The sequence below is a fragment of the Macrococcus capreoli genome (assembly GCF_025628935.1).
Taxonomy (GTDB): Bacteria; Bacillota; Bacilli; order Staphylococcales; family Staphylococcaceae; genus Macrococcoides; species Macrococcoides capreoli.
On the sequence record NZ_JAOTIS010000011.1, the window covers coordinates 26,799 to 50,102 of the forward strand.

Annotated in this window: 25 protein-coding genes, 2 pseudogenes and 1 riboswitch; of the genes and pseudogenes, 8 read left to right on the forward strand and 19 right to left on the reverse strand. The window is 34.6% G+C overall.

What is annotated here, in order from left to right:
* Positions 1 to 27: 27 nt before the first annotated feature.
* From OCL94_RS09130 to OCL94_RS09150, 5 genes and pseudogenes are all read left to right on the forward strand, one after another.
* Entirely contained in the window at positions 28 to 1,230 is a 1,203-nt protein-coding gene (locus OCL94_RS09130; protein WP_262996616.1) for an alpha/beta hydrolase family protein, read from the forward strand.
* Positions 1,231 to 1,235: 5 nt separating this feature from the next.
* Entirely contained in the window at positions 1,236 to 1,574 is a 339-nt protein-coding gene (locus OCL94_RS09135; protein WP_262996617.1) for a hypothetical protein, read from the forward strand.
* Positions 1,575 to 1,681: 107 nt separating this feature from the next.
* A pseudogene (locus tag OCL94_RS09140) lies at positions 1,682 to 1,891 on the forward strand (tyrosine-type recombinase/integrase); the annotation flags it as partial.
* A pseudogene (locus tag OCL94_RS09145) lies at positions 1,892 to 2,434 on the forward strand (site-specific integrase); the annotation flags it as partial.
* Positions 2,431 to 3,120 (forward strand): hypothetical protein, encoded by a 690-nt coding sequence (locus OCL94_RS09150; protein ID WP_262996618.1) that lies wholly within the window; start codon positions 2,431 to 2,433, stop codon positions 3,118 to 3,120. The pseudogene OCL94_RS09145 and the gene OCL94_RS09150, both read left to right, overlap by 4 nt.
* A gap of 98 nt (positions 3,121 to 3,218) precedes the next feature.
* Here OCL94_RS09150 and guaA read toward each other — a convergent pair whose 3' ends face one another.
* Both guaA and guaB read right to left on the reverse strand, forming a co-directional pair.
* Positions 3,219 to 4,760, reverse strand: coding sequence for a glutamine-hydrolyzing GMP synthase (gene guaA / locus OCL94_RS09155; RefSeq protein ID WP_262996619.1), 1,542 nt, complete (start codon positions 4,758 to 4,760; stop codon positions 3,219 to 3,221).
* 28 nt (positions 4,761 to 4,788) lie between these two features.
* Positions 4,789 to 6,261 carry an IMP dehydrogenase gene (gene guaB, locus OCL94_RS09160; protein WP_262996620.1) on the reverse strand — a complete coding sequence of 491 codons (1,473 nt, stop codon included), beginning with the start codon at positions 6,259 to 6,261 and terminating at the stop codon, positions 4,789 to 4,791.
* Between the two features lie 167 nt (positions 6,262 to 6,428).
* A riboswitch (purine riboswitch) is annotated at positions 6,429 to 6,530 on the reverse strand.
* 334 nt (positions 6,531 to 6,864) lie between these two features.
* Between guaB and OCL94_RS09165 the strand changes: the two genes are divergently transcribed.
* Together OCL94_RS09165 and OCL94_RS09170 are read left to right on the forward strand one after the other, a co-directional pair.
* Positions 6,865 to 7,839 carry a DUF2382 domain-containing protein gene (locus OCL94_RS09165; RefSeq protein WP_262996621.1) on the forward strand — a complete coding sequence of 325 codons (975 nt, stop codon included), beginning with the start codon at positions 6,865 to 6,867 and terminating at the stop codon, positions 7,837 to 7,839.
* Positions 7,840 to 7,940: 101 nt separating this feature from the next.
* Positions 7,941 to 8,549, forward strand: coding sequence for a GNAT family N-acetyltransferase (locus OCL94_RS09170; RefSeq protein ID WP_262996622.1), 609 nt, complete (start codon positions 7,941 to 7,943; stop codon positions 8,547 to 8,549).
* A 117-nt stretch (positions 8,550 to 8,666) separates the two neighbouring features.
* Here OCL94_RS09170 and OCL94_RS09175 read toward each other — a convergent pair whose 3' ends face one another.
* From OCL94_RS09175 to rpmH, 17 genes are all read right to left on the reverse strand, one after another.
* On the reverse strand, positions 8,667 to 9,215 hold the full coding sequence (locus OCL94_RS09175; RefSeq protein ID WP_262996623.1) for a YfbU family protein: 549 nt from the start codon (positions 9,213 to 9,215) through the stop codon (positions 8,667 to 8,669).
* Positions 9,216 to 9,464: 249 nt separating this feature from the next.
* Positions 9,465 to 9,707: a 30S ribosomal protein S18 gene (rpsR, locus tag OCL94_RS09180; RefSeq protein ID WP_262996624.1), complete on the reverse strand. Its 243-nt coding sequence runs from the start codon at positions 9,705 to 9,707 to the stop codon at positions 9,465 to 9,467.
* Positions 9,708 to 9,740: 33 nt separating this feature from the next.
* On the reverse strand, positions 9,741 to 10,265 hold the full coding sequence (ssb, locus tag OCL94_RS09185) for a single-stranded DNA-binding protein (RefSeq protein ID WP_262996625.1): 525 nt from the start codon (positions 10,263 to 10,265) through the stop codon (positions 9,741 to 9,743).
* A 24-nt stretch (positions 10,266 to 10,289) separates the two neighbouring features.
* Positions 10,290 to 10,580, reverse strand: coding sequence for a 30S ribosomal protein S6 (rpsF, locus tag OCL94_RS09190; RefSeq protein ID WP_262996626.1), 291 nt, complete (start codon positions 10,578 to 10,580; stop codon positions 10,290 to 10,292).
* A 123-nt stretch (positions 10,581 to 10,703) separates the two neighbouring features.
* Positions 10,704 to 11,030, reverse strand: a complete 327-nt coding sequence (locus OCL94_RS09195) for a hypothetical protein (protein WP_262996627.1) — start codon at positions 11,028 to 11,030, stop codon at positions 10,704 to 10,706.
* A gap of 17 nt (positions 11,031 to 11,047) precedes the next feature.
* Positions 11,048 to 12,148: a redox-regulated ATPase YchF gene (gene ychF / locus OCL94_RS09200; protein WP_262996628.1), complete on the reverse strand. Its 1,101-nt coding sequence runs from the start codon at positions 12,146 to 12,148 to the stop codon at positions 11,048 to 11,050.
* A gap of 12 nt (positions 12,149 to 12,160) precedes the next feature.
* On the reverse strand, positions 12,161 to 12,352 hold the full coding sequence (locus tag OCL94_RS09205; RefSeq protein ID WP_262996629.1) for a DUF951 domain-containing protein: 192 nt from the start codon (positions 12,350 to 12,352) through the stop codon (positions 12,161 to 12,163).
* Complete coding sequence (locus OCL94_RS09210; RefSeq protein WP_262996630.1) at positions 12,342 to 13,241, reverse strand: mechanosensitive ion channel family protein; 900 nt, start codon at positions 13,239 to 13,241, stop codon at positions 12,342 to 12,344. Before OCL94_RS09210 ends, OCL94_RS09205 begins: the two co-directional genes overlap by 11 nt.
* A gap of 10 nt (positions 13,242 to 13,251) precedes the next feature.
* Positions 13,252 to 14,100: a ParB/RepB/Spo0J family partition protein gene (locus OCL94_RS09215; protein WP_262996631.1), complete on the reverse strand. Its 849-nt coding sequence runs from the start codon at positions 14,098 to 14,100 to the stop codon at positions 13,252 to 13,254.
* Positions 14,093 to 14,854 carry a ParA family protein gene (locus OCL94_RS09220; RefSeq protein ID WP_262996632.1) on the reverse strand — a complete coding sequence of 254 codons (762 nt, stop codon included), beginning with the start codon at positions 14,852 to 14,854 and terminating at the stop codon, positions 14,093 to 14,095. The genes OCL94_RS09215 and OCL94_RS09220 overlap by 8 nt, the downstream gene beginning before the upstream one ends.
* Positions 14,855 to 14,981: 127 nt before the next feature.
* Complete coding sequence (gene noc, locus OCL94_RS09225) at positions 14,982 to 15,815, reverse strand: nucleoid occlusion protein (RefSeq protein WP_262996633.1); 834 nt, start codon at positions 15,813 to 15,815, stop codon at positions 14,982 to 14,984.
* A 41-nt stretch (positions 15,816 to 15,856) separates the two neighbouring features.
* Entirely contained in the window at positions 15,857 to 16,573 is a 717-nt protein-coding gene (rsmG, locus tag OCL94_RS09230) for a 16S rRNA (guanine(527)-N(7))-methyltransferase RsmG (RefSeq protein ID WP_262996634.1), read from the reverse strand.
* Complete coding sequence (gene mnmG, locus OCL94_RS09235; RefSeq protein WP_262996635.1) at positions 16,574 to 18,448, reverse strand: tRNA uridine-5-carboxymethylaminomethyl(34) synthesis enzyme MnmG; 1,875 nt, start codon at positions 18,446 to 18,448, stop codon at positions 16,574 to 16,576.
* A gap of 12 nt (positions 18,449 to 18,460) precedes the next feature.
* A complete protein-coding gene (gene mnmE / locus OCL94_RS09240; protein WP_262996636.1) occupies positions 18,461 to 19,843 on the reverse strand; it encodes a tRNA uridine-5-carboxymethylaminomethyl(34) synthesis GTPase MnmE in 1,383 nt (460 codons plus the stop codon).
* A gap of 132 nt (positions 19,844 to 19,975) precedes the next feature.
* Positions 19,976 to 20,782 carry an RNA-binding cell elongation regulator Jag/EloR gene (gene jag, locus OCL94_RS09245; protein WP_262996637.1) on the reverse strand — a complete coding sequence of 269 codons (807 nt, stop codon included), beginning with the start codon at positions 20,780 to 20,782 and terminating at the stop codon, positions 19,976 to 19,978.
* A 20-nt stretch (positions 20,783 to 20,802) separates the two neighbouring features.
* Entirely contained in the window at positions 20,803 to 21,150 is a 348-nt protein-coding gene (rnpA, locus tag OCL94_RS09250) for a ribonuclease P protein component (RefSeq protein WP_262996638.1), read from the reverse strand.
* Between the two features lie 104 nt (positions 21,151 to 21,254).
* Positions 21,255 to 21,392 (reverse strand): 50S ribosomal protein L34, encoded by a 138-nt coding sequence (rpmH, locus tag OCL94_RS09255; RefSeq protein ID WP_041636245.1) that lies wholly within the window; start codon positions 21,390 to 21,392, stop codon positions 21,255 to 21,257.
* 469 nt (positions 21,393 to 21,861) lie between these two features.
* Here rpmH and dnaA point away from each other — a divergent pair, with 469 nt between their 5' ends.
* A complete protein-coding gene (gene dnaA / locus OCL94_RS09260; RefSeq protein WP_262996639.1) occupies positions 21,862 to 23,196 on the forward strand; it encodes a chromosomal replication initiator protein DnaA in 1,335 nt (444 codons plus the stop codon).
* The last annotated feature ends 108 nt before the right edge of the window (positions 23,197 to 23,304 follow it).

Sequence of the window (23,304 nt, forward strand, 5' to 3'; positions counted from 1 at the left end):
AATCTTAACTCCTATTCGAGGTGATTTATGAATAAGCTATATAATAAGGATACTACATATCGTAAATTAGCAAAAGAAGCTTATACAATTATGAGTGACCAAAAAACTCTGACTGTTGCATATTCAGAAGATTATGAAATGACTTTTAATATTATTGCCTTCCGCCAAAATAAATTCAATGGATTAAAAATGGCAGGACTAACTCCATTAGGACCTGATGGTAAAGTCAATACTGATGAATTATATATTGTGTATGCCGGAACAGATCCGAAAGCTGATTATGGTGCCGATTTAACGGAAGATGCACAAATTGCATTTGCCAAAATAGGCGGCGGCTTACGAAATAAACCAACAAAAGAAGAGCTTGCAGACTATGGCAATTTAAATCACACTATCATTGGTAGCGATGCATATGTCCCATCAGGTATACTAACAAACCCGATTTCTCAAAGTAAAGAATCCTACATTTTCACTGGTGCATTGATTGAAAAACAGAAGCCAAAGCATGTATATGGTGCCGGACATAGTCTTGGTGGTGGATTGGCATTGTTAAATGCTGTAATGTATAACTTTGATCATGCACGTGTGTTTTCAGCTCCGAATACATTTGACTTACTTCCAACTGATATAAAAGAAAATTATCGTTCTGAAAAATATGATGGCAAGTTTTATAATTATATACACCGTACGGATTTGATAGGTAATTCTAATTTGTTTGCCGAACGTATAGGCACACAAATTTATGCTAAAGATATCAAAAGTGATAGTTTTTTAAGTAAAATAAATCCTATTACTGGACATTTCATTCAGGAATTTTCATTTAATGGTGATAGCGTTCATATCAAAATGGACATGTATGAAATGCAAAAAATCGCGGATAAGTTAACCAATGCAGTTGAATTCGTTGACGAAGCAATCAATAAATTAGAAGACTATAAGGATGAAACTGAAAAACTTGCGAGACGTATTGAACAAAAATATATGGATAAAATTGATTCAGGCAACTATAAATACATTAAATCGATAGAAATTTCAGATCATATGCAAGAAATATCAGTATCAGGTAAATACAAATTTTATAACGATGAATACTTTGATAATGCGCTAAACGAGTTGCATAGATTAAAAAAAGAAACTACTGTATTCGCACAGCAACTCATGTATGCAGACTATAAAATGGAGTCTAGAGATAAAGAATTAGGGGAATTATATAAAATATTTGAGGGGTAATTTGAATGAGTATATCAGAATCAGTTTCAGATTATTTAGAAGAACAAGAAAGACGAGACAATGAAATACTATTACTCATGAATCTAAAGAAAGAAATGGAACAGGAAATGTCGCATCATGTTGATGTTGAAGTTCAAAGCATTAAAGGTATAGAAGGCAGAATAGAAGAATGTATTAGCGAATTTATGAATGTACGCTCTTTATTAGAAGAATATTGTGAAGGAAAAGTAGGAGAAGTTGCTAGAGAGGTAGCCTTTAGAAGAAAAAGACAAGCTGAACAATCGAATGAGTGTGTTAATGATGCAGTACGTAGTTGTAAAGTATCTGGAACCTGGTTTTGGTAAGTTTAGTCAACAAAATGATGCTGAAATAAACCATTGGTAACAACATTAATGACACGGAAGATTACATTACAGCTAAGAAAAAAGAATTTAACGGTTTGTCATCTAAAGTGATAAGAGACTCATTTCTTAAATTATATAGGATGGCTGTAAGCTTGATTAAAGATAAAGATGGTAAACAAATCATTACAAAGCACGTAACTACACACACGCTAAGACATAGCCACATATCACTACTTAGACAATTAGGTGTGTCTCTTAAAGCGATTATGGAACGTGTTGGCCACACTGATCATAAAACAACATTACAAATATACAGTGAATGTTTAGCCATTCAACCGGACAATATAGATTTTGATAAAGCTACTTTAGAAATAGATGGAACAATACACTGGATAGATGAAGCAGATGGAAGCGGTTATGGTGTGAAAGATACGACTAAAACGGAAGCGTCATATAGAACAATATCACTCACTACAAGAAGTATGGATATATTGCGTAAAGCTATGTTAGAGAATAAGAAGGCTAAGCAGTGGGATAGCAATTACAACGATAGAGGGTTTATATTTACAAATCATTATGGTAACCCTATGGCTCTATCATCAGTAAATCGCAATATAAAACTAGCCGTTGAGGGCATAAAGGATAAAGACGGTAAACCAATCATTACAAAGCATGTTACAACTCATACACTAAGACATAGCCATATATCATTACTAAGTCAGTTAGGTGTGTCACTTAAAGCCATTATGGAACGTGTAGGACATACAGATCATAAAACAACTTTACAAATATACAGTCATGTTACTGAACAGATGGATAAAGACATGATGAGTAAATTAGAAGCGGTGAGAGAATTTTGAGAGATAAATTTTATTTTTATTTGATGATAATTTTTTCTATTTGTATATCTATTATTTTAATTTTTTCCTTTGGAAGTGCAATGAATATTATAGTTGATGCAAAAAGCTTAGAAGCTTATTCCTTGATGATAGCCTTTATAGGTCTTTTCACAACTTTCTTAGGGGCATATTTAGGAGCTAAATTGTCAGGTGAGTATACGTTAAAAGCTTCTCAGATGATTATTGATGAACAAAATAAAATAGCTTTAAAGAGAGCTAAATTTTTAACTGAAGATTTGTTCTCTGAATCTATGTCTTCTATTAACAAAATTAGACCATTCGATTTTGGATTTCCAATAAATGAAGAAAAGTTTAATTTAAATCTAAATCCTACTTTTAGAGAAATAGAATATGAATATGTACAAGAATCTCTTTTAAAAGATTTTAAAGATAATATCGATGAACTAAAAAACTTCAGACTCACGACTGACTTCTATTTATTATCTCCTGAATTTCAAAAAGAAATTACTAATACCATAACTCAACTTAGTAAATTATATCAATTGTTTCAAGATTTAAATTCTTATTTAGAAAAGGATATAAATGAAAGCGATATGTTTTTTGTAGCAAAGAAGAAAGAATTTCACAATACTTTAGATATTCTTTATATGAAAAGGCATCACATTCTCAAAAATCAGAATCATTAGTCTCACACTCCGCCCATTTTCTGCCCATTTTTTAATCTAATAAACATAAAAATAACCCTCTAACCATTGCGGTTAAAGGGTTTCTTGTTTTTATACTTCTATTCCCACTCTATCGTGCTTGGTGGCTTAGATGTAATGTCATACACTACGCGGTTAACGTGTTGTACTTCGTTGACGATTCTACTTGATACTTTCTGTAATACTTCCCAGTCAATTCTTGCGAAGTCGCTTGTCATACCATCGATACTCGTTACTGCACGCACACCGATTGTATAGTCATATGTTCTGTAATCTCCCATAACACCGACTGAACGAATGTCAGGTAATACAGTGAAGTATTGCCAGATATCGCGTTCTAATCCCGCTTCTGCAATCACTTCACGTAAGATCGCATCTGATTCACGCACAATCTCTAACTTCTCTTCTGTAATCTCACCTAACACACGAATTCCAAGTCCTGGACCTGGGAATGGTTGACGCCATACTAAATGCTCAGGAATACCTAATTCTACACCTAACGCACGGACTTCATCTTTGAATAATGTATTAATTGGTTCAATTAACTCAAACTGCATGTCTTCTGGTAATCCACCAACATTGTGATGTGATTTAATTGTTTGTGCTGTCTTCGTACCTGATTCAATAATATCAGTATACAACGTACCTTGTGCTAAGAAGTCCACACCTTCTAATTTAGATGCTTCATCATCAAACACATATACAAATTCATTACCAATAATTTTACGTTTTTGTTCCGGATCAGATACACCTGCTAACTTACTCATGAAACGTTCTTTCGCATCAACACGAATAATATTCATGTTAAATCCTTCACCGAACTGCTTCATTACCATGTCGCCTTCACCTTTACGTAATAAACCATGATCAACGAAGATACATGTCAACTGATCACCAATCGCTTTATGAAGAAGTACTGCAACAACTGATGAATCTACTCCACCACTCATCGCACATAATACTTTCTTGTCACCTACTTGTTCACGAATCTTTTCGATTTCGATTTCAATGAAATTTTCCATCGTCCATTCGCCTGTACACTTACAAATTTCTCGAATAAAATTACGTAATAAATCATTTCCATACTCAGAGTGACGTACTTCCGGATGGAATTGAACACCAAATAATTGTCTTTCTTTATTTTCAATTGCTGCGTATTGACAGCTTGGAGAATGCGCAATCACTTCAAATCCTTCAGGAATTGTAATTACTTTATCGCTATGACTCATCCACACCGTTTGTTCTTCAGGTAATTTCGTGAATAATGAATGCGTTTGTGCATTAATCACTGCTTTCCCGTATTCACGTTCATTTGCACGTTCAACTGTTCCACCTAGTAATTTCGTCATTAACTGCATACCATAGCAGATTCCAAGTACCGGTACACCTAAGTTAAAGATTTCAGGATTTACTGTAAATGAACCTTCTTCGTAAACTGAATTTGGTCCTCCAGATAAAATAATACCTTTTGGATTCATCTTCTTAATCTCTTCGATTGAAATCTCATGATCATGTAATTCTGAATACACGCCCATTTCACGAATACGACGTGTAATTAACTGGTTATATTGACTACCAAAGTCCAATACAAGAATTAACTCTTGTTCTAATGCCATTTCCATAAGTGAAGTTCTCCTTTAGTATGATTGATTATAGTGAATAGTTCGGTGATTCTTTCGTAATTTGTACGTCATGTGGGTGACTTTCTACTAATCCAGCACCTGTCATTCTAATAAATTGTGCTTCTTCACGTAAAGTTGCTAAATCTTTAGATCCTGTATAACCCATACCGCTTCTTACGCCACCAAGGAGTTGATAAACTGTATCTTGTAATGCACCTTTAAATGCGATACGTCCTTCAATACCTTCTGGAACAAACTTTTTAGAATCTTTATCATCCTGGAAATAACGATCTTTCGAACCTTGTTCCATTGCACCAAGCGATCCCATACCACGGTAAACTTTATATTGTCTACCTTGGAAGATTTCAGTTTCTCCTGGAGATTCTGTTGTACCCGCAAGTAATGAACCTAACATAACTGCATGTCCACCAGCTGCTAAAGCTTTAATAATATCACCAGAGAATTTAATACCACCATCAGCAATAATTGCTTTACCATGTTTCTTCGCTTCTGTTGCTGCATCATAAATCGCAGTAATTTGAGGCACACCTACACCTGCTACTACACGTGTTGTACAGATAGAACCTGGACCAATACCTACTTTCACGACATCAGCACCTGCTTCAATTAAGGCTTTCGTACCACTCGCAGTTGCTACGTTACCAGCAATTAAAGTGACTTCTGGGAAATTTTCTTTTAATGCTTTTACCATATCTAATACACCTTTAGAATGACCATGCGCTGTATCAATTACTAATGCATCTGTTCCTGCTTCAACAAGTTGTTTTGCACGGACTAAAGTATCTTTTGCGATACCTACTGCTGCTGCAACTAATAAACGACCATGTTCATCTTTAGCTGCATTCGGGAATTCAATCACTTTCTCAATATCTTTAATTGTGATTAATCCTTTTAAAATACCTGCATCATCAACAATCGGTAACTTTTCAATTTTATATTGCTGTAAAATCTTTTCTGCTTGTTCTAATGTAGTACCTACTGGTGCTGTAACTAAATCTTTACTTGTCATTACATCAGAGATCTTAATTGAGAAATCTTCAATAAAACGAAGATCGCGGTTCGTAATAATTCCTACTAATTTCTTTTCGTCTGGATTATTAACAATAGGTACACCAGAAATACGATATTTACCCATTAAATGTTCTGCTGCAAATACTTGTTCTTCAGGCGTTAAGAAGAATGGATTCGTAATGACACCATTTTCAGAACGTTTAACTTTTTGAACTTCATCGGCTTGTTGTTCAATACTCATATTTTTATGAATAACACCTAAACCACCTTGTCGTGCCATAGCAATCGCCATCTTAGACTCAGTAACGGTATCCATACCCGCTGATAGAATCGGAATATTCAATTTAAGCTTTTCTGATAATTCGACACTCAAATCAACTTCATTTGGTAATACACTTGATTCCGCTGGTATTAATAGCACATCATCAAAAGTTAAGCCTTCTTTTTGAAACTTGTTTTCCCACGTCATTATAATTCCTCCATTATCATTTATTACTATCTATTATTTCATATTTTTCTCATTTTGTTTATTCATTAATTCATTAATAAATAAACTCAAGAAAAACGTTAAAATATACGAAAAATATACGAAAAAAGCTCATCTAAAAAAGATGAGCAAAAAATAAGACTATCGTTATAGCCAAATTTAATACTCATAGTCACATCATTTACGGTAATGTGGTAGAAACGCTAAAGCCATATCCTTTAATTTATATGAGTTGTCCTTATTAATAATATTTTTAGATAATATCAAAGTTATTGAGAATTAGCAATACAATTTTATTGAAAATACATACAACTTAAAATGACTAATTTTTCTAAATTGTTTGTCTTTTATACGAGAAAAATAACCTCAATTCCCGTAATTTTTAATAAACACAATAATAATTTTAAAAATTTTTCATCGAAAAATCATGCTTTTCTACTATATAAATGTATTCAGAATTTTTACTAGTCAGAATTTTTATTTTGATGTTTTGTGTTTACACTTTATTCTCACGGGTATCTATTTAGCATAACAACAAAACAACAGTCATCAAGAAACGTACAAAACAAACAACTTGGAGGTACGATGAAGATGAGAAACTTAGAAACATTTTTAAATGAAGAAAGTTTATTACGTAGAATCGACCAACTTAAATCACAAGGTATTGCAGAGCATGACTTACATGTCATTTCAAAAAACAAACTAGAAGGCTCAGCATTAGATTACACGGATGTACAGTATAAAGATGCTGAAGGATCATTCGGTGATAAAGTGGCAGCATTCTTTACTGGAGAAGATCCACAACACAGAGTATTCGATAAATTAAATTTATCTGAATCAGAACGCGTCGAGTACGATAACGCAGTTAACAGTGGTCAAATCTTACTTTATGTAGATAACGATGCACATCATGACGGTAATCATCATGATAATGAATATCGTACAGGTAATGTAGTAGCTGGACATACAACTGGTGTCCCAGCAAATGAAACAGATGCAGATTATGCAGCAACACACCGTACAAATAATTTAAATAATGGAGAGGAAGTAGTAGATATGAAAAACTATAGTAATGAAGAATATAACAACTTAAGCAGAGAAGAGCGTTTAAACTTATTAGATAATGATTTAAGAGAGCGTAACGATATTTCAGATGACGAAAAAATTAAATTACATGAAGAACGTTTACGTGTAAACAAAGATGTAGTTCAATCTGGTGAAGTGACAATCGATAAAAATGTAGTATCTGAGCGTCAAGAATTTGATGTACCTGTATCACATGATGAAGTGACAATTGAACGTCGTAAAGTTAATGAAACTGTAGCCGATGGTCATTTCGATAACGATTTAGATGAAGAAACGATTCGTGTACCATTAACAGAAGAACGCGTATCTATCGAAAAAGAAAACGTAGTAGCTGAAGAGTTATTAATTAAGAAAAATCGCGTAACTGACACTGAGCATGTTTCAGAAGAAGTACGCCGTGAAGAAGTTGAAATCGACGATACAAATGCACACCGTCGTGATGGTTTAGATAACGATTTAACTGACCGTCGTTAATCAATTAGTGATGATAAAGAAAAGTCCATTGGGCTTTTCTTTTTTTATATGGGTTGTAGTGATACAATAACATTATCAAATAATGTAAATGGAGTCCTCATATGAAATTTTTACATCTCACAGAAGCAGACCATTATTTTCATAAGTGTATGGATTTATATCAATCAGAATTCGATTATGAAATTCGTGAACCCGTAGAAGTGTTCGAACAATCCTTTAATATTAAAAGACAAGATGAAGAACGTTATCACTTCATCGCAGCATACGAAGATGACACGCTTTATGGATTTATTGCCTTCCATCTGGAAATCACTTACCGTATCGGATATATCGTTTACCTTGTTGTTAATCCTGAAGTACGTGGTAAGCAAGTGGCACGTAAACTGATGGCTGAAGCCGAAGAAGTGATGGTAAAACATTGCGAAAACAACGGAACGACATTAGAGCATATTATGTTAGAGTGCGAGAAAAATGATGCTGGAAAAAGTCCACTTGATAAATTCTATAAAAAATTTGATTTCGTAAAAACGAATTTGAATTATCATCAACCTGGATTGCATAATGACGCTGCAGTACCAATGAATTTATATTTAAAAACATCTCATCATCCCACTGCTAAAGCAGCAATTGAACATATATATCGCGTTAAATATATACAGTGTAATCAAATCAAACCAGAGATTATTGAAGCACTGATCAGTGAGATGTAAAAGGAAAAGCTGTTTTGAATGGATTGCCTCCTTATCAAACTAAGAACCCCAACTATCAATCGTTATTGATTTGAGTTGAGGTTCTTTTTAGCCCTGCCTATTATATTATATGTATCGCTAATTTAATATTTTACAAAGTACTTCAAATGACAAATAAGAATCGACTTTATATTGTTCATAAACGTCTAACATACGTTGATAAGCTTTTAATCCTAACGGCTTCGTTGTTAAACTTCTAAACAACTTCAAATCAATTTGACCTTCATAATGGCGCATTTCATTCAAATAAAAAAGTGCATAAAATTCATAATCCGTTTCTTTATTTAAATTAAAACCTAAAAATGAATAAAATGGATGCTCCTTTAACACTTTAATTTCATCTCTAGAGAGCTTCTTATATGACTTTGTCATATGCGCATACATCCGAATTACTGATTCAACAAATTCGCTTACATGTGAAGGAATCTTATCAAATTCTGAGGTTAATTCCTCTAATAGAATATGATTTTGACTATCTAGACCATCTCTAACGATCTTCTGATGTAATCGATGCATTTCAGCATTCACTGGATCAATCTTCTCTAAGATTTGATAGATTTTGTACAAAATCAATCGGTTAAATGGATTCAATTCAAATGAATAATTTGTATTTAGCCAATTGTTCATGTCGGTCATCCTCCCTCTTTACATTTTGTAATTATAAAAAATATTAACAATTACAAATTTTATTATATTTACATTCTATAGTAATTTCAACACTTAAATTGTAAATTAACACTTAATTATTGTTTAACTTTTGTTAATGTTTATTAATTTTTTATTAATTTCAATCTCACTTAACTTTTTTAAGTATAATTAAAATCAATACAAAAAAATGAGCCATAATCCGTCCTGGATTATGGCTCATTATATATCTTATTGCTCGTCTTTTACGTATGGTAATAATGCCATATGACGTGCACGTTTGATCGCTACAGTTAACATACGTTGGTATTTAGCTGAAGTACCTGTTACACGACGTGGTAAAATTTTTCCGCGCTCAGAAATGAATTTTTTAAGCATTTCTACTTCTTTATAGTCGATTTGTGTAATACCGTTTGCTGTGAAATAACAAACCTTTTTACGACGACGACCGCCTCTTCTTGGTCCACCTGCCATGATTGTTGCCTCCCTTACTTCAAAATTTCTTTATTAGAACGGTAAATCATCATCACTAATATCAATTGGTCCAGTTGCATTTGCAAATGGATTTGTTGAAGGTGCTGATGTATTCGTTTGTTGTTGATTGTTATTGCTCGGTTGATAATTCTGACCTTGAGCTTGTTGTCCATAATTACCTTGATCATAACTTGAATAGTCTTGACTTGGATCATTATTTGAACGGCCTTGATTTGCATTCTTCGGTTCTAAGAACTGCACTGAATCACAAATGACTTCCGTTACATATACTCTACGGCCTTCCTGATTATCATAACTACGTGATTGCAATCTGCCATCTACCCCAGCTAAACTACCTTTGCTTAAGAAGTTATTCACATTCTCAGCTTGCTTACGGAAAACGACACAGTTGATAAAATCAGCTTGTCTTTCACCTTGCGCATTTGTGAATGTGCGATTAACTGCTAATGTAAATGTAGCTACTGACACGCCTGATGGTGTGACTCTGTATTCTGGATCTTTAGTTAAACGACCTACTAATACAACTCGGTTAAGCAAATAAATCGCCCCCACATATTAGGTTTATTTTTCTTCTTCGCGAATCACGATATGACGGATAATGTCATCGTTGATTTTAGCTAAACGATCGAATTCGTTTGTTGCAACGTCTGTAGAGTTAACTTTAACGATTTGGTAGAAACCTTCTTTAAAATCGTTGATTTCGTAAGCTAAACGACGTTTACCCCAATCTTTTGATTCGATGATTTCCGCTCCGTTAGAAGTAAGAATCTCTTCGAAACGCTCGATTAAAGCTTTCTTAGCATCTTCCTCGATATTCGGACGTACGACATACATAATTTCGTATTTTCTCATCTTTTACACCTCCTTATGGTCTATGCGGCTTTATTATGAAATAAAGCAAGGAATAATTTTCATTACTCACAATAGAGAATTATAGCATAGTTTACTTTTTTCATCAATCATTTGTTTTAATAATTAATGATGCACCTCATTTAATTGATATGTGACGATATCTTTGGAGTAAAACACTTGAATATCTCCACTTTGAAATAAACTCAAATAATCAGCATAGTCCGTATCTTCTGGCGCGATTTCGTCAATTTCAACGATATCTAAATAGCGAATCGCCGTCTTAGGAAATGATACTTTATTATAAATTGAATCATCCAGCTTTATAGGCTCAGATATTGAAACTGCTTGAACTAAGTAATGATATGTTACATGGTACATTGGATTCACTTTGTCATCAGATTTAATAATCACTTTGATACAATAAATGATTCGCTTTAATGGTTGCATCATATCCTCCTCAAGGCGTATTATACGTTAAATCTAAAGTGCACGACATCGCCGTCCTGCATAATATAATCTTTACCTTCTAATCGAACACGTCCCGCTTCTTTCGCAGCACTCATGCCATTATGTTCAATTAAATCATCATAGCTTACTGTTTCAGCGCGGATAAAACCACGCTCAAAATCAGTATGAATAATACCCGCGCATTGTGGAGCTGTCATACCGCGTTTAAATGTCCACGCACGCACTTCCTGAACACCTGCAGTAAAGTATGTTGCAAGACCTAATAAATGATATGATGCTTTAATTAACTTATCTAACCCAGATTCTTCAATACCTAAATCCGCTAAATATTCTTTTTTATCTTCTTCATCAAGAGATGCAAGCTCTTCTTCAATACGCGCACTAATGATAATCACTTGAGAACCTTCGTTATCCGCATATGCTTTAATTGCTTTCACGTGTTCGTTTTCCTCTCCAGCAACTAAATCATCTTCAGATACGTTGGCTACGTATAACATCGGCTTTGCTGTTAATAAATGCATTCCTTTTACTAACTTCTCTTGTTCCGGAGTGAATTCAATACTTCTTGCCGGACGTTCATTTTCTAAAGCTTCTTTTACAATCGCTAAGATTGCTTCTTCAGCCATCGCATCTTTATCTTTTTGTTTCGCCATTTTTTGAACACGTGCATAGCGCTTCTCAACTGACTCTAGGTCTGCTAAGATTAATTCCATGTTGATGACTTCTATATCATCAACTGGGTTTACTTTACCTGAAACGTGCGTAATATTCTCATCTTCAAACGCACGCACAACTTGACAGATCGCATCAACGTCACGGATGTGAGATAAGAACTTGTTACCTAAACCTTCACCTTTAGATGCACCTTTAACGATACCTGCGATATCCGTAAATTCAAACGCTGTCGGTACTGTTTTCTTTGGTGTAACAAGTTCAGTTAATTTATCTAAACGAACGTCCGGTACTTCTACAATGCCGACGTTTGGATCGATTGTTGCGAAAGGATAGTTCGCTGCAAGCGCGCCCGCTTTCGTAATCGCATTAAATAAAGTTGATTTCCCTACGTTTGGTAACCCTACAATTCCTGCTGTTAAAGCCATATTCATTTCTCCTTATTCGGCATGCGCCGTTATCTTTTTAATTTTTTTGTTAAATTCCTGGCGTGGTAGCATTATGCTACGTCCACAACCTTCACACTTTATACGAATATCAGCACCTAATCGAATGACTTTGAATCGCTTTTCTCCACATGCATGGGGCTTCTTCATTTCAACGATTGAATTTAAATCATATTCATTTTGCATTATGCTCCCCCTTATTCGGTTGATTATACATAACAACTCTTGGCATTGGGACATGAATACCGTTCTGATCCAAAAATTCCTTTATATCTCCACGCAATATTCTTGATACTTTCACGTGATTATTTGGCAGTGTTTCAGCTGATATTCTAATCTTTGTTTCACCTGCACTTACCATTTCAACACCTAACATTTCTGGTGCCTTTACTAATTCAGCATATTTCTCGGGTAATGTTAATAAATACGGCTGTAATACAGATTCAACGCGTGAAATGTTCTCTTCACTGGAAACTGAAATATCAAATATCGCTATCGAATTATTGACTGAGAAATTCACAATTTCATTCATCGTGCCATTCGGCAGAATTGTCAGCTCTCCTGTGAAAGATTTAATTCGTGTGGAACGTAAACCAATCGATTGAACGGTTCCTTCAGCAACTGTTGTTCCCGTTGTATTTATTCTAACATAATCTCCAACATCAAACTGATTCTCAAAAATAATAAAAAATCCAGTTATAACATCCTTAACAAGTGTTTGCGCCCCAAAACCAATTGCAACACCGGCAATTCCGGCACCGGCAATAATACTTTCAACCTTCACACCAAAGTTACTCAATATCGTCGTAATCACAATAAACCAAATCACATAGGACGCAATGTTTTGCAGTAATTTAATTAGTGTTGTATCTCGTTTCGTTGACTGCGATAAACTTGTTTTTCTTCGGACTCTAAAAAACTGCTCAATAAATTTATGTACGATTCTAACAATAATCATTGCGATTACTATGAGAATGATAGACCAAAGAATATTTGTCGCAATATTTGTCGCAATATTCATCCACATGTCAGTATCTAAAAATGTACGTTTAAATTCTTTAATAATATCATTCAAGAAACTTCACCTACTGTGCACTTTCTAATAATGCGATCAAACGATTAAATTCCTCTTCCGAAGTAAATTCAATCGCGATTTTCCCTTTTTTACGAGATTTTGATATCTCTACTTTCGTTCCAAGCTGACGTTTTAATTTTTCTTCATGTTTCACAAGAAACGCAGGTTTTTTCTTTTCCTGCTTCTGCTTTTCTTCCGGTTGATTGTATGTCTTGATATATTGTTCTAATGCTCGCACACTCATCGATTCAGCAATGACTTTATGAGCTACTTTAATCATATCTGCTTCAGATTTTAATCCAAGTAACGTACGGCCGTGTCCACCAGTAATTTTCTTTTGGTCGATTAAGTCTTTAACAGCCTGTGGTAAATTCATTAAACGCAACATATTTGCAATATATGGTCTTGATTTACCTAATCGATCGGCTGTTTCAGCTTGTGTTAATTTTAATTTATCCATTAAGAATTGATAACTCTTTGCTTCTTCCAGAGGATTTAAATCTTCACGCTGTAAGTTCTCGATTACCGCGAGTTCCATCATTTGTGTATCGGTAAGTTGCTTCACAATTGCAGGAATTTTTACTTTCCCCGCTAATTTACTTGCTCTATAGCGTCGTTCACCTACGACAATATCATAGCCTTTTATTGATTTACGCACGATGATGGGTTGTAATACACCGTGAATTTTTATAGAATCACTCAGCTCTTTAAGTGCACTCTCTTCGAATTCATGTCGCGGTTGATATGGATTTGGACGTAATTCTGAAAGGTTAATATCTTCTACTAACTCATCTTGTCCATTCTCTTGAAATAATGCATCCAAACCTCTTCCTAGTCCTTTACCTAAACCTCTAGCCATGTTTCACAACCTCCTCAGCTAAACTCTTATACGTCTTCGCACCTGTTGAACGTGCATCGTAAATATTGATAGGTTGTCCATGAGATGGCGCTTCAGATAAACGCACGTTACGAGGGATGATTGTTTCATACACTTTTTCACCGAAATGCTCTTTTACTTCCGCAATCACATCATTTCCAAGGTTTGTACGTGCATCTAACATCGTTAATAACACACCTTCAATTTCAAGTGATTGATTTAAGTGACGCTGCACTAAACGAATCGTATTCAATAACTGACTTAAACCTTCTAATGCATAATACTCACATTGTACTGGAATCACAATGCCATTTGCAGCAGTAAACGAGTTAATCGTTAATAATCCTAATGAAGGTGGGCAGTCAATAATAATATAATCAAAATCAATCTCTAATTCTTTAAATGCATATTTTAGGCGCACTTCTCTACTCATTGCTGAAACCAACTCAATTTCAGCCCCTGCTAAAGCGATATTTGCAGGAATAATATATAAATTTTCAACGGCAGTTTCTAACACGCATTTGTTGATATTTACATCCTCAACAAGCATGTCATACACTGAATTTTCAACATTGTTCTTATCTACACCAACACCACTTGTAGCATTCCCTTGCGGATCAGTATCCACTAATAGTACTTTTTTTCCTAGTTCTGCTAATGCCGCACTTAAATTCACTGATGTTGTTGTCTTACCTACGCCACCTTTTTGGTTTGCGACGGCCAATATTTTTGTCATCTATATTCTCTCCTAGTCATGTTTTTCATATAGTATCGATTATAACAATTTTACGTGTATTCTGCACAGACAATCCACAGACAGAAAAAAAGCGGACGATTGTAGTCATCCACTTTAATTATTAAAATTATTTTTTAAATACTTTTATTGAGATTTCATAGAAATTTTCATATTCTGTATCTTTACGTTTAACTTTCACACCGCTTTTTTCAACTGCTTTTAAACTTTGTCCAATTGTATTGAATGCAAGTTTAATATCACGTGTAAATCCAATACGTTTTGGCTTAACATCTTCTCCACCCAACATACGTTTCACACGTTCTTCCGTTTGTTTAACATTAAGTTGTTGCGTTTTAATGATATTAAGCATTTCTTTTTGTCCAGCTTCATCAAGTGAGAGCATTGCACGTGCATGTCGCTCAGTAATTTGTTGTTTGCTTAGTGCATCTAATACTGGCTGAGATAAGCGTAATAATCTAAGTTTGTTCGCAATAAACGACTGACTTTTTCCTAAGCTCGTCGCCAAATCTTGCTGTGTAATTCCGTCTAAATCCAATAACTTTTTGTAAGCTTCAGCTTCTTCAACAGCCGACAAGTTCTCACGTTGAATATTTTCAATGAGCGCAATGGCCGCTGTCTCTTTATCATTCATTTGCTTCACAATAACTTCTGTTTCTGCAGTACCGTTAAATTTAAGTGCGCGGAATCTTCTTTCCCCGGCAATAATTTCGTACATACCTTCCTCGATACCGCGTACGACAATGGGTTGTAATAATCCATATGATCGAATTGACTCTGCCAATTCTTTGATTTTTTCTTCATCAAAGATTTGTCTTGGTTGGTATCTGTTCGGTACAATACGTTCCACTGGTATTGTAATCACATTTCCGTTTTGACGCTGTAATTCTACATCTTCTTCTTTATCTTTCAATCCGAATAATTTAGAAAAAGGTTTCTTCATAACAATCGACTCACTTTCACATCAAAATACTATTTGAACCTCTATTTTAATAAAGGTTCTTTATTCGGTGTTCCCGGTTTACGTGGATATTTTTTAGGTGTTTGTCGTTTCTTTTCGATATCTAATATATAACGCATGCTATCTTCTTCCGGTAACGTTAATGGATGATTCTCAATCACTTCTCCACCTAATATCGAAATCGCAAATAAACCTTCTTCTACCTCAATTTCACCTTGGGCACCTTTTAAGGCAATGAAATGTCCACCTTTTTTTACAAGTGGTAAACATAGCTCACTTAAAACTGATAAACGGGCAACCGCACGCGCAGTGACCACATCAAATGATTCACGATATTCTCCCTTACCAAATGTTTCAGCTCGATCATGAATAAACCGTACATTTGTCAAATCAAGTTCTGCACTCAAGTGATTTAAGAAGTTAATTCGTTTATTTAATGAATCTACAATTGTAACTTCTAAATGTGGAAACATTATTTTTAATGGAATACTTGGGAATCCAGCGCCTGCACCAACATCACATATCGATTTTACTTTGGTAAAATCAAAATAAAAACTTGGTGTAATTGAATCAAAAAAGTGTTTTAAATAAACGTCTTCTTTATCAGTTACTGCTGTTAAATTCATTAGCTTATTCCACTCTACTAAAGTTTCATAGTAAATTGCAAATTGTTTTCGTTGTTGTTCAGTGACTGTGAAGCCTTTTTCTTCTAGTTTTTGTACAAATTGCATATCGTTCATCTAGTTCACCCTTTTAATTTTTCCTTGCTCAATATAGACTAACAAGATTGAAATATCAGCTGGATTAACACCCGAAATTCTTGAGGCTTGCGCAATACTCAATGGTTTCACTTCTTTTAATTTTTGACGCGCTTCAGTAGCTAATGAGTGAATATCATCATAATCTATATTTTCTGGAATTTTTTTATTTTCCATACGTTTTACTTTTTCAACTTGTTGTAATGACTTTTGAATGTAGCCTTCGTATTTCGTTTGAATTTCGACTTGTTCAGCTACCGCCTCGTCCACAGTGATTTCGCTATCTATAAGTGATGCAACAGAATGATAATCCATTTCAGGACGACGTAATAAGTCAATTGCTAAAATACCATCTTTTAATGCGGTACCTCCACGTGATGCAATCATTGCCTGCGTTTGCTCATTCGGCTTAATTCGAATATTAGTTAATCGGTTTATTTCCTCGGAAATAGCTTCTTTCTTTGCAATAAATTTAGCATAACGGGCATCATCAATCAATCCGATTTCTTTACCGATTTCTGTTAAACGTAAGTCTGCGTTATCATGACGTAATAATAAACGATGTTCGGCACGACTTGTTAATAAACGGTATGGTTCATTTGTACCTTTCGTTACTAAGTCATCGATTAACACACCGATGTATGCTTCATGACGCCCTAATATTAACGGCTCATGATTTAACACTTTCGCAGCAGCATTTATACCTGCCATTAAACCTTGTCCCGCCGCTTCTTCGTATCCACTTGTTCCATTAATTTGTCCCGCGGTAAATAAACCATCGATTTTCTTCGTTTCGAGTGTTGGCCATAATTGTGTCGGTACGATTGCATCGTACTCAATCGCATATCCTGCACGCATCATATCCGCTTTTTCAAGACCAGGAATTGATTGTAACATTTGAAGCTGCACATGTTCTGGTAAACTTGTAGATAAACCTTGTACATATACTTCTTTCGTATTACGTCCTTCTGGCTCTAAAAAGATTTGATGACGCGGTTTATCATTGAAACGTACGAATTTATCTTCAATCGATGGGCAATAACGTGGACCTGTCCCTTTAATCATACCTGAATACATCGCTGATAAATGCAGGTTATCATCAATTACTTTATGTGTCGTTGCATTCGTATACGTTAACCAGCATGGTAATTGATCTAATATAAATTCTGTCGTCTCATAACTGAATGCACGTGGCACTTCATCACCAGGTTGAATTTCAGTTTTTGAATAATCAATTGTATTACCATTCACACGAGGTGGTGTGCCCGTTTTAAAACGGACAATATCAAATCCAAGTTCACGCAAGTGATCTGCTAATGTAATTGATGGCATTTGATGATTAGGACCTGAAGAATATTTAATATTGCCAAGAATAATTTCGCCACGTAAGAATGTACCTGTAGTTAGGACAACGGCATCTGCATAATACGTCGTACCGATAATTGTTTCGACACCTTTGACTTTACCCTCTTCAATGATTAAACGTTCCACCATACCTTGCATGATATCTAAGTTATCTGTATTCTCAATAACATCTTTCATTTCCTGCTGGTAAAGAACTTTATCTGCTTGAGCACGTAATGCACGTACTGCAGGACCTTTACCCGTATTTAACATACGCATTTGAATATGCGTTTTATCTATCGTCTTCGCCATTTGGCCACCTAAAGCATCAATTTCACGTACAACGATTCCTTTCGCAGGTCCACCAACTGATGGGTTACATGGCATAAATGCAACTGAATCTAAATTGATTGTCAGCATTAACGTCTTTGCGCCTTTTCTAGCTGAAGCAAGACCTGCTTCAACACCTGCATGACCTGCACCGACAACAATAACATCATATCTTTGTTCCAAAATGTTTCCTCCTTATTTTCCTAGACAAAACTGGCTAAATAACTGATCAATTAAGCCGTCTGCTACAGATTCACCTATAACTTCACCAAGTAATTCCCAAGTTTTTATTAAATCAATTTGTATCATATCGATTGGCACACCGCTTTCTGCTGCAGCTATAGCGTCACTAATTGATTGTTTAGCATCTTTCAATAAACTAATATGTCGTGCATTGGATACGTATGTCATATCTTGATTCGATACAGTGCCATCAAAGAAGAGATCACGAATCTTTTCTTCTAGCTGTTCGATTCCACTTTGATCAACCATTGAAGTCATTACAATTGGGGTATTTACTCCAACCATTTGTTTTACCGCTTCAATATCTAATTGTTGTGCTAAATCTGTCTTGTTAATAATAACAATTACATCTTCACCTTTAATCACTTCAGCAAGTTGATAATCACTTTCCGTTAACGCTTCGTTATAATTTAATACGTAAAGAATTAAGTCTGCTTTACTCAACGCTTCACGACTACGTTCAACACCAATCTTTTCAACAATATCTTCTGTTTCACGAATACCAGCCGTATCTACTAAACGTAACGGCACACCGCGTACATTGACATACTCTTCTAAAACATCACGTGTCGTCCCTGCAATTTCAGTAACAATTGCTTTATTATCTTGAATTAAATTATTTAACATCGATGACTTACCTACGTTTGGTTTACCTACGATTACTGTTGATAATCCTTCACGCAAAATTTTACCTTGTGTTCCTGTTTGAAGTAATCCTTCGATGCTCGTCTTAATCTTCTCCGCCTCAGTGAGTAAGAACTGATTCGTTGCCTCTTCCACATCATCATATTCCGGATAGTCAATATTGACTTCAACTTGCGCTAATATTTCTAAAATGGATTGACGTAATCCTTTGATTAACGTACTTAAACGTCCTTCTATTTGTTGCATTGCTACTTTACTCGCACGATCAGTCTTAGAACGAATGAAATCCATTGTTGCTTCAGCTTGTGACAAATCGATACGACCATTTAAAAAGGCGCGTTTCGTAAACTCTCCTGGTTCAGCTAATTTTGCGCCGTTTGATAATGTAAGTTCTAATACTCGGTTGACCGTCATAATACCACCATGACAGTTTATTTCTACAATATCTTCGCGTGTATACGTTCTCGGTGCACGCATTACAGCAACCATTACTTCTTCAACAACATCATTTGTTTCCGGATCAATGATATGGCCGTAGTTAATGGTATGAGAATCAACATTCACTAATTTATGCTTCCCTTTATAAATCTTATCGGCAATACTAACTGCATCATTACCTGAAAGCCTAACGATTGCAATCGCGCCTTCTCCCATTGGAGTTGAAATACTTGAAATAGTATCGAATTCCATTCATTGATCCTCCCTTTTAATGTCCATTTGTAGATTGTAGTGCGAAATAATAAAAATGAAAACACTTTTGCTTTAAATAAACAGATTAACTCTAAAAACATAATGTTTTTAGAGTTAGCTTTAGTCATTTGATTATCTTGCCTTTATTACTAAATATCGATGTGGCTCGCGACCCTCTGAATACGTTTCAATATTTTCGATATTCGTCAAAATTTGATGCATAATTTTACGTTCGTAATTAGGCATCGGTTCAAATTTTACTGGTTTTCTCGTTGCAATCGCTTTTTTAGACATATTTAACGCTAAGTTTTGTAATGTCTCTTTACGTTTTTCACGGTAGTTTTCGATATCTAATGTTACCGTCATATATCCTTTTTCAATATGGTTGTAATAGTTTTGTGCAAGCAACTGCAAACTGTTTAATACTTGGCCGCGTTTACCGATAATACGTGCAGCATCGCTGGATGATAAATTAATTACAACTTCACCGCTATTTTTTACAGTACTTGTTGCCTGTATATTTAAGCCCATCGCTTGAATAATATTGATGATATATTGCTCAGTTTGATGCAATGCATTCTCTTTAGACTGCTGTTTCGTTATCTGTTCATTATTTGCATCAGATGAATCATTCGTTGACTTATGTACAGACTTTGTAGTAAATGTATCATCCACTGCCATTTCAGCAATTGGTGTATCAATTACTTCATCCTTTGAATGAGTTCTATTTTTTATTGCTTCAATTGAAGATAACTTTTTCAACGTCGGATCAATAATGATAAGCTTTACTTCTGCATCCGATTTACCGATACCAAAAAAGCCCTTCTTACCTGGATTAATGACTTCAATTTTCACTTGTTTTTCTTCAAGATTTAATTCGGCTAAACCTTGTTGAATTGCTGCTTCTACTGTTGATGCAATATAATTTTTCTCTAACACAGGCATACCTCCATTTAAGATTAACTGATTCTTTTATTAAAACCTTTCGCAATCTTCATGACATGCTCCAGACTCTTATGAATCTCATCAACTGTCATATCTTTTGAAGGGTTTCTGGCAATAATGATGAAATCGTCTTTAATGATATCTGCTTTGTGGCGCGTAAAGCTTTCTCTTATTGCACGTTTAATACGGTTACGTGTAACGGCATTACCAATCTTTTTGGAAACGGAAATCCCTAATCTAAAGTGTTCATTTTCAGGATTGCTCAATCTATAGACGATAAATTGTTTATTCGCTACCGATTTACCTTGTTTATATACTTTTTGAAAATCTTCATTCTTCTTGATTCGATACGCTTTTTCCACGATACACCAACTTCTTATCACTAAATGATTACTTTTTCATCCATTATACTAGAATAACTGCCTGTTTTAAACAAAATAAAAAAGACCACTGATGTTCAGTGATCTTATGCTGATAATACTTTTCTGCCTTTACGACGACGACGCGCTAATACGTTACGGCCGTTTTTTGTGCTCATACGTGCACGGAATCCATGAACTTTACTATGTTTACGTTTATTTGGTTGATAAGTACGTTTTACCACTTAAAACACCTCCATTAATTAATATTTCATCTATCGAATTTCGTCTAGTGATTTACAGTAACTATTGAAGTATATCAAATGAGACGGCTAAAATCAACCTGTTTCTTATAAAGAAGATTGTGAAAAGATATCCACTTATCCACATTTATTCACAAGAAGTTGTGGATAGTTGTTTTCGTTTTTTTAGTTCTCAAAAGTTATTCACAGCTAAAATAACATATTCACATATTGTTTTTTTAGCTTTATGCATAACGTTAACTTTGTGGATAAGTCTCTTTAATTCTTGATATTATAATATTTTTCTGATAAGATTTTGATATATTTCTTGTGGATAACCAAAAGTGATTATTCTTTATCCACAAATTGTGAATAGCTTGTGGATAAATTTATTAAGTGCTGTGTTTATGTTTATTCACAGTTTTTTATTTGTGCATAACTTTGAAATTTTTTTATAAGAAAGAGGAACATTATGAGTGGAATCGATACGATTTGGGACAAAGTATTAGCGAAATTACAAACAAAGCTCACAAATGCCAGTTATGATACATGGTTTAGTGACACAAAAATTAAATCATTAGATAACAGTCAAATTACGATTATGGCACCAACTGATTTCAATGCTGAATGGTTAAAAAAGAATTATTTAAATTTAATTCAGGAAGTTATCGAAGAAACAATCGGAGAACATTTAGATATTAAAGTTATTTCTGATGAATTTGAAGATTCAGAAGTACATTATCAATCTGAAAAGCCTGATAAATCAACAGTTCAGGAAGTTATGCCAAGCCAGCTAAATACTGATAATACATTTGATACATTTGTAATTGGCAGCGGCAATCGTTTCAGTCATGCTGCAAGTCTCGCAGTAGCAGAAGCACCCGCAAAAGCATACAACCCTCTATTTATATACGGTGGTGTAGGGTTAGGAAAGACACATTTAATGCATGCCATTGGCCATTACGTAATGGAACACAAAGAAAATGCTAAAGTTGTGTATACATCAAGTGAAAAATTCACGAACGAATTTATTAATTCTATTAAAGATAATAAGACTGAGGAGTTTCGCTCTAAATATCGTAACGTTGACGTTTTATTAATTGATGATATTCAATTTTTAGCGGGTAAAGAATCGACACAAGAAGAGTTCTTCCATACCTTTAATGAACTTCACCAAAATCATAAACAAATCGTTATTTCCAGTGACCGCGCACCAAAAGAAATTCCAACATTAGAAGAGCGTTTACGTTCACGTTTCGAATGGGGATTAACGACAGACGTTACACCTCCTGATCTTGAAACACGTATCGCAATATTACGTAAGAAATCTGAAGAAGAAAATATTGAAATCCCTAACGAAGCGATGCTTTATATCGCAACGCAAATTCAGTCTAATATTCGTGAATTAGAAGGTGCTTTGACGAAAGTTGTTGCTTATTCTAAGCTGGTAAATCGTGAACTCAATTCAGATCTTGTTGCTGAAGCTTTAAAAGACATTATTGCATCAAGTAAACCTAAGAAAGTTACGATCCAGGATATACAAAATGCAGTTGGTGCTTATTATAATATTCGACTTGAAGATTTCAGCGCTAAAAAACGAACAAAATCAATTGCATTCCCAAGACAAGTCGCAATGTACTTAGCAAGAGAATTAACAGACTTCTCTCTTCCGAAAATTGGTGAAGAATTTGGTGGCCGTGATCATTCAACTGTTATTCACGCACACGAAAAAATTAGAATGCAGTTAGAAGAAGATAATAGTTTGAAAAGTGATATTAAAAATATAGAAAAAGATATCAGGGGATAACGGGGAAAATGTGAATAACTTTTCTGTATATGTAAACAGGTTATTCACATGTGGATATCTTCTCTCAGTAACGATTACAAGACTTATCCACCTATTCACAGCCCCTAT

Excerpts from the sequence above, each read along its gene's own strand:
- OCL94_RS09165 (WP_262996621.1), top strand. The coding sequence starts at position 6,865 with ATGAAGATGAGAAACTTAGAAACATTTTTAAATGAAGAAAGTTTATTA.
- OCL94_RS09135 (WP_262996617.1), top strand. The coding sequence starts at position 1,236 with ATGAGTATATCAGAATCAGTTTCAGATTATTTAGAAGAACAAGAAAGA.
- noc (WP_262996633.1), bottom strand. The coding sequence starts at position 15,815 with ATGAAGAAACCTTTTTCTAAATTATTCGGATTGAAAGATAAAGAAGAA.
- dnaA (WP_262996639.1), top strand. The coding sequence starts at position 21,862 with ATGAGTGGAATCGATACGATTTGGGACAAAGTATTAGCGAAATTACAA.
- mnmE (WP_262996636.1), bottom strand. The coding sequence starts at position 19,843 with ATGGAATTCGATACTATTTCAAGTATTTCAACTCCAATGGGAGAAGGC.
- guaA (WP_262996619.1), bottom strand. The coding sequence starts at position 4,760 with ATGGAAATGGCATTAGAACAAGAGTTAATTCTTGTATTGGACTTTGGT.
- OCL94_RS09170 (WP_262996622.1), top strand. The coding sequence starts at position 7,941 with ATGAAATTTTTACATCTCACAGAAGCAGACCATTATTTTCATAAGTGT.
- OCL94_RS09195 (WP_262996627.1), bottom strand. The coding sequence starts at position 11,030 with ATGATGCAACCATTAAAGCGAATCATTTATTGTATCAAAGTGATTATT.
- OCL94_RS09205 (WP_262996629.1), bottom strand. The coding sequence starts at position 12,352 with ATGCAAAATGAATATGATTTAAATTCAATCGTTGAAATGAAGAAGCCC.
- OCL94_RS09130 (WP_262996616.1), top strand. The coding sequence starts at position 28 with ATGAATAAGCTATATAATAAGGATACTACATATCGTAAATTAGCAAAA.
- OCL94_RS09220 (WP_262996632.1), bottom strand. The coding sequence starts at position 14,854 with ATGACAAAAATATTGGCCGTCGCAAACCAAAAAGGTGGCGTAGGTAAG.
- rsmG (WP_262996634.1), bottom strand. The coding sequence starts at position 16,573 with ATGAACGATATGCAATTTGTACAAAAACTAGAAGAAAAAGGCTTCACA.
- guaB (WP_262996620.1), bottom strand. The coding sequence starts at position 6,261 with ATGACGTGGGAAAACAAGTTTCAAAAAGAAGGCTTAACTTTTGATGAT.
- OCL94_RS09175 (WP_262996623.1), bottom strand. The coding sequence starts at position 9,215 with ATGAACAATTGGCTAAATACAAATTATTCATTTGAATTGAATCCATTT.
- OCL94_RS09215 (WP_262996631.1), bottom strand. The coding sequence starts at position 14,100 with ATGGCTAGAGGTTTAGGTAAAGGACTAGGAAGAGGTTTGGATGCATTA.
- rpsF (WP_262996626.1), bottom strand. The coding sequence starts at position 10,580 with ATGAGAAAATACGAAATTATGTATGTCGTACGTCCGAATATCGAGGAA.
- ychF (WP_262996628.1), bottom strand. The coding sequence starts at position 12,148 with ATGGCTTTAACAGCAGGAATTGTAGGGTTACCAAACGTAGGGAAATCA.
- rpsR (WP_262996624.1), bottom strand. The coding sequence starts at position 9,707 with ATGGCAGGTGGACCAAGAAGAGGCGGTCGTCGTCGTAAAAAGGTTTGT.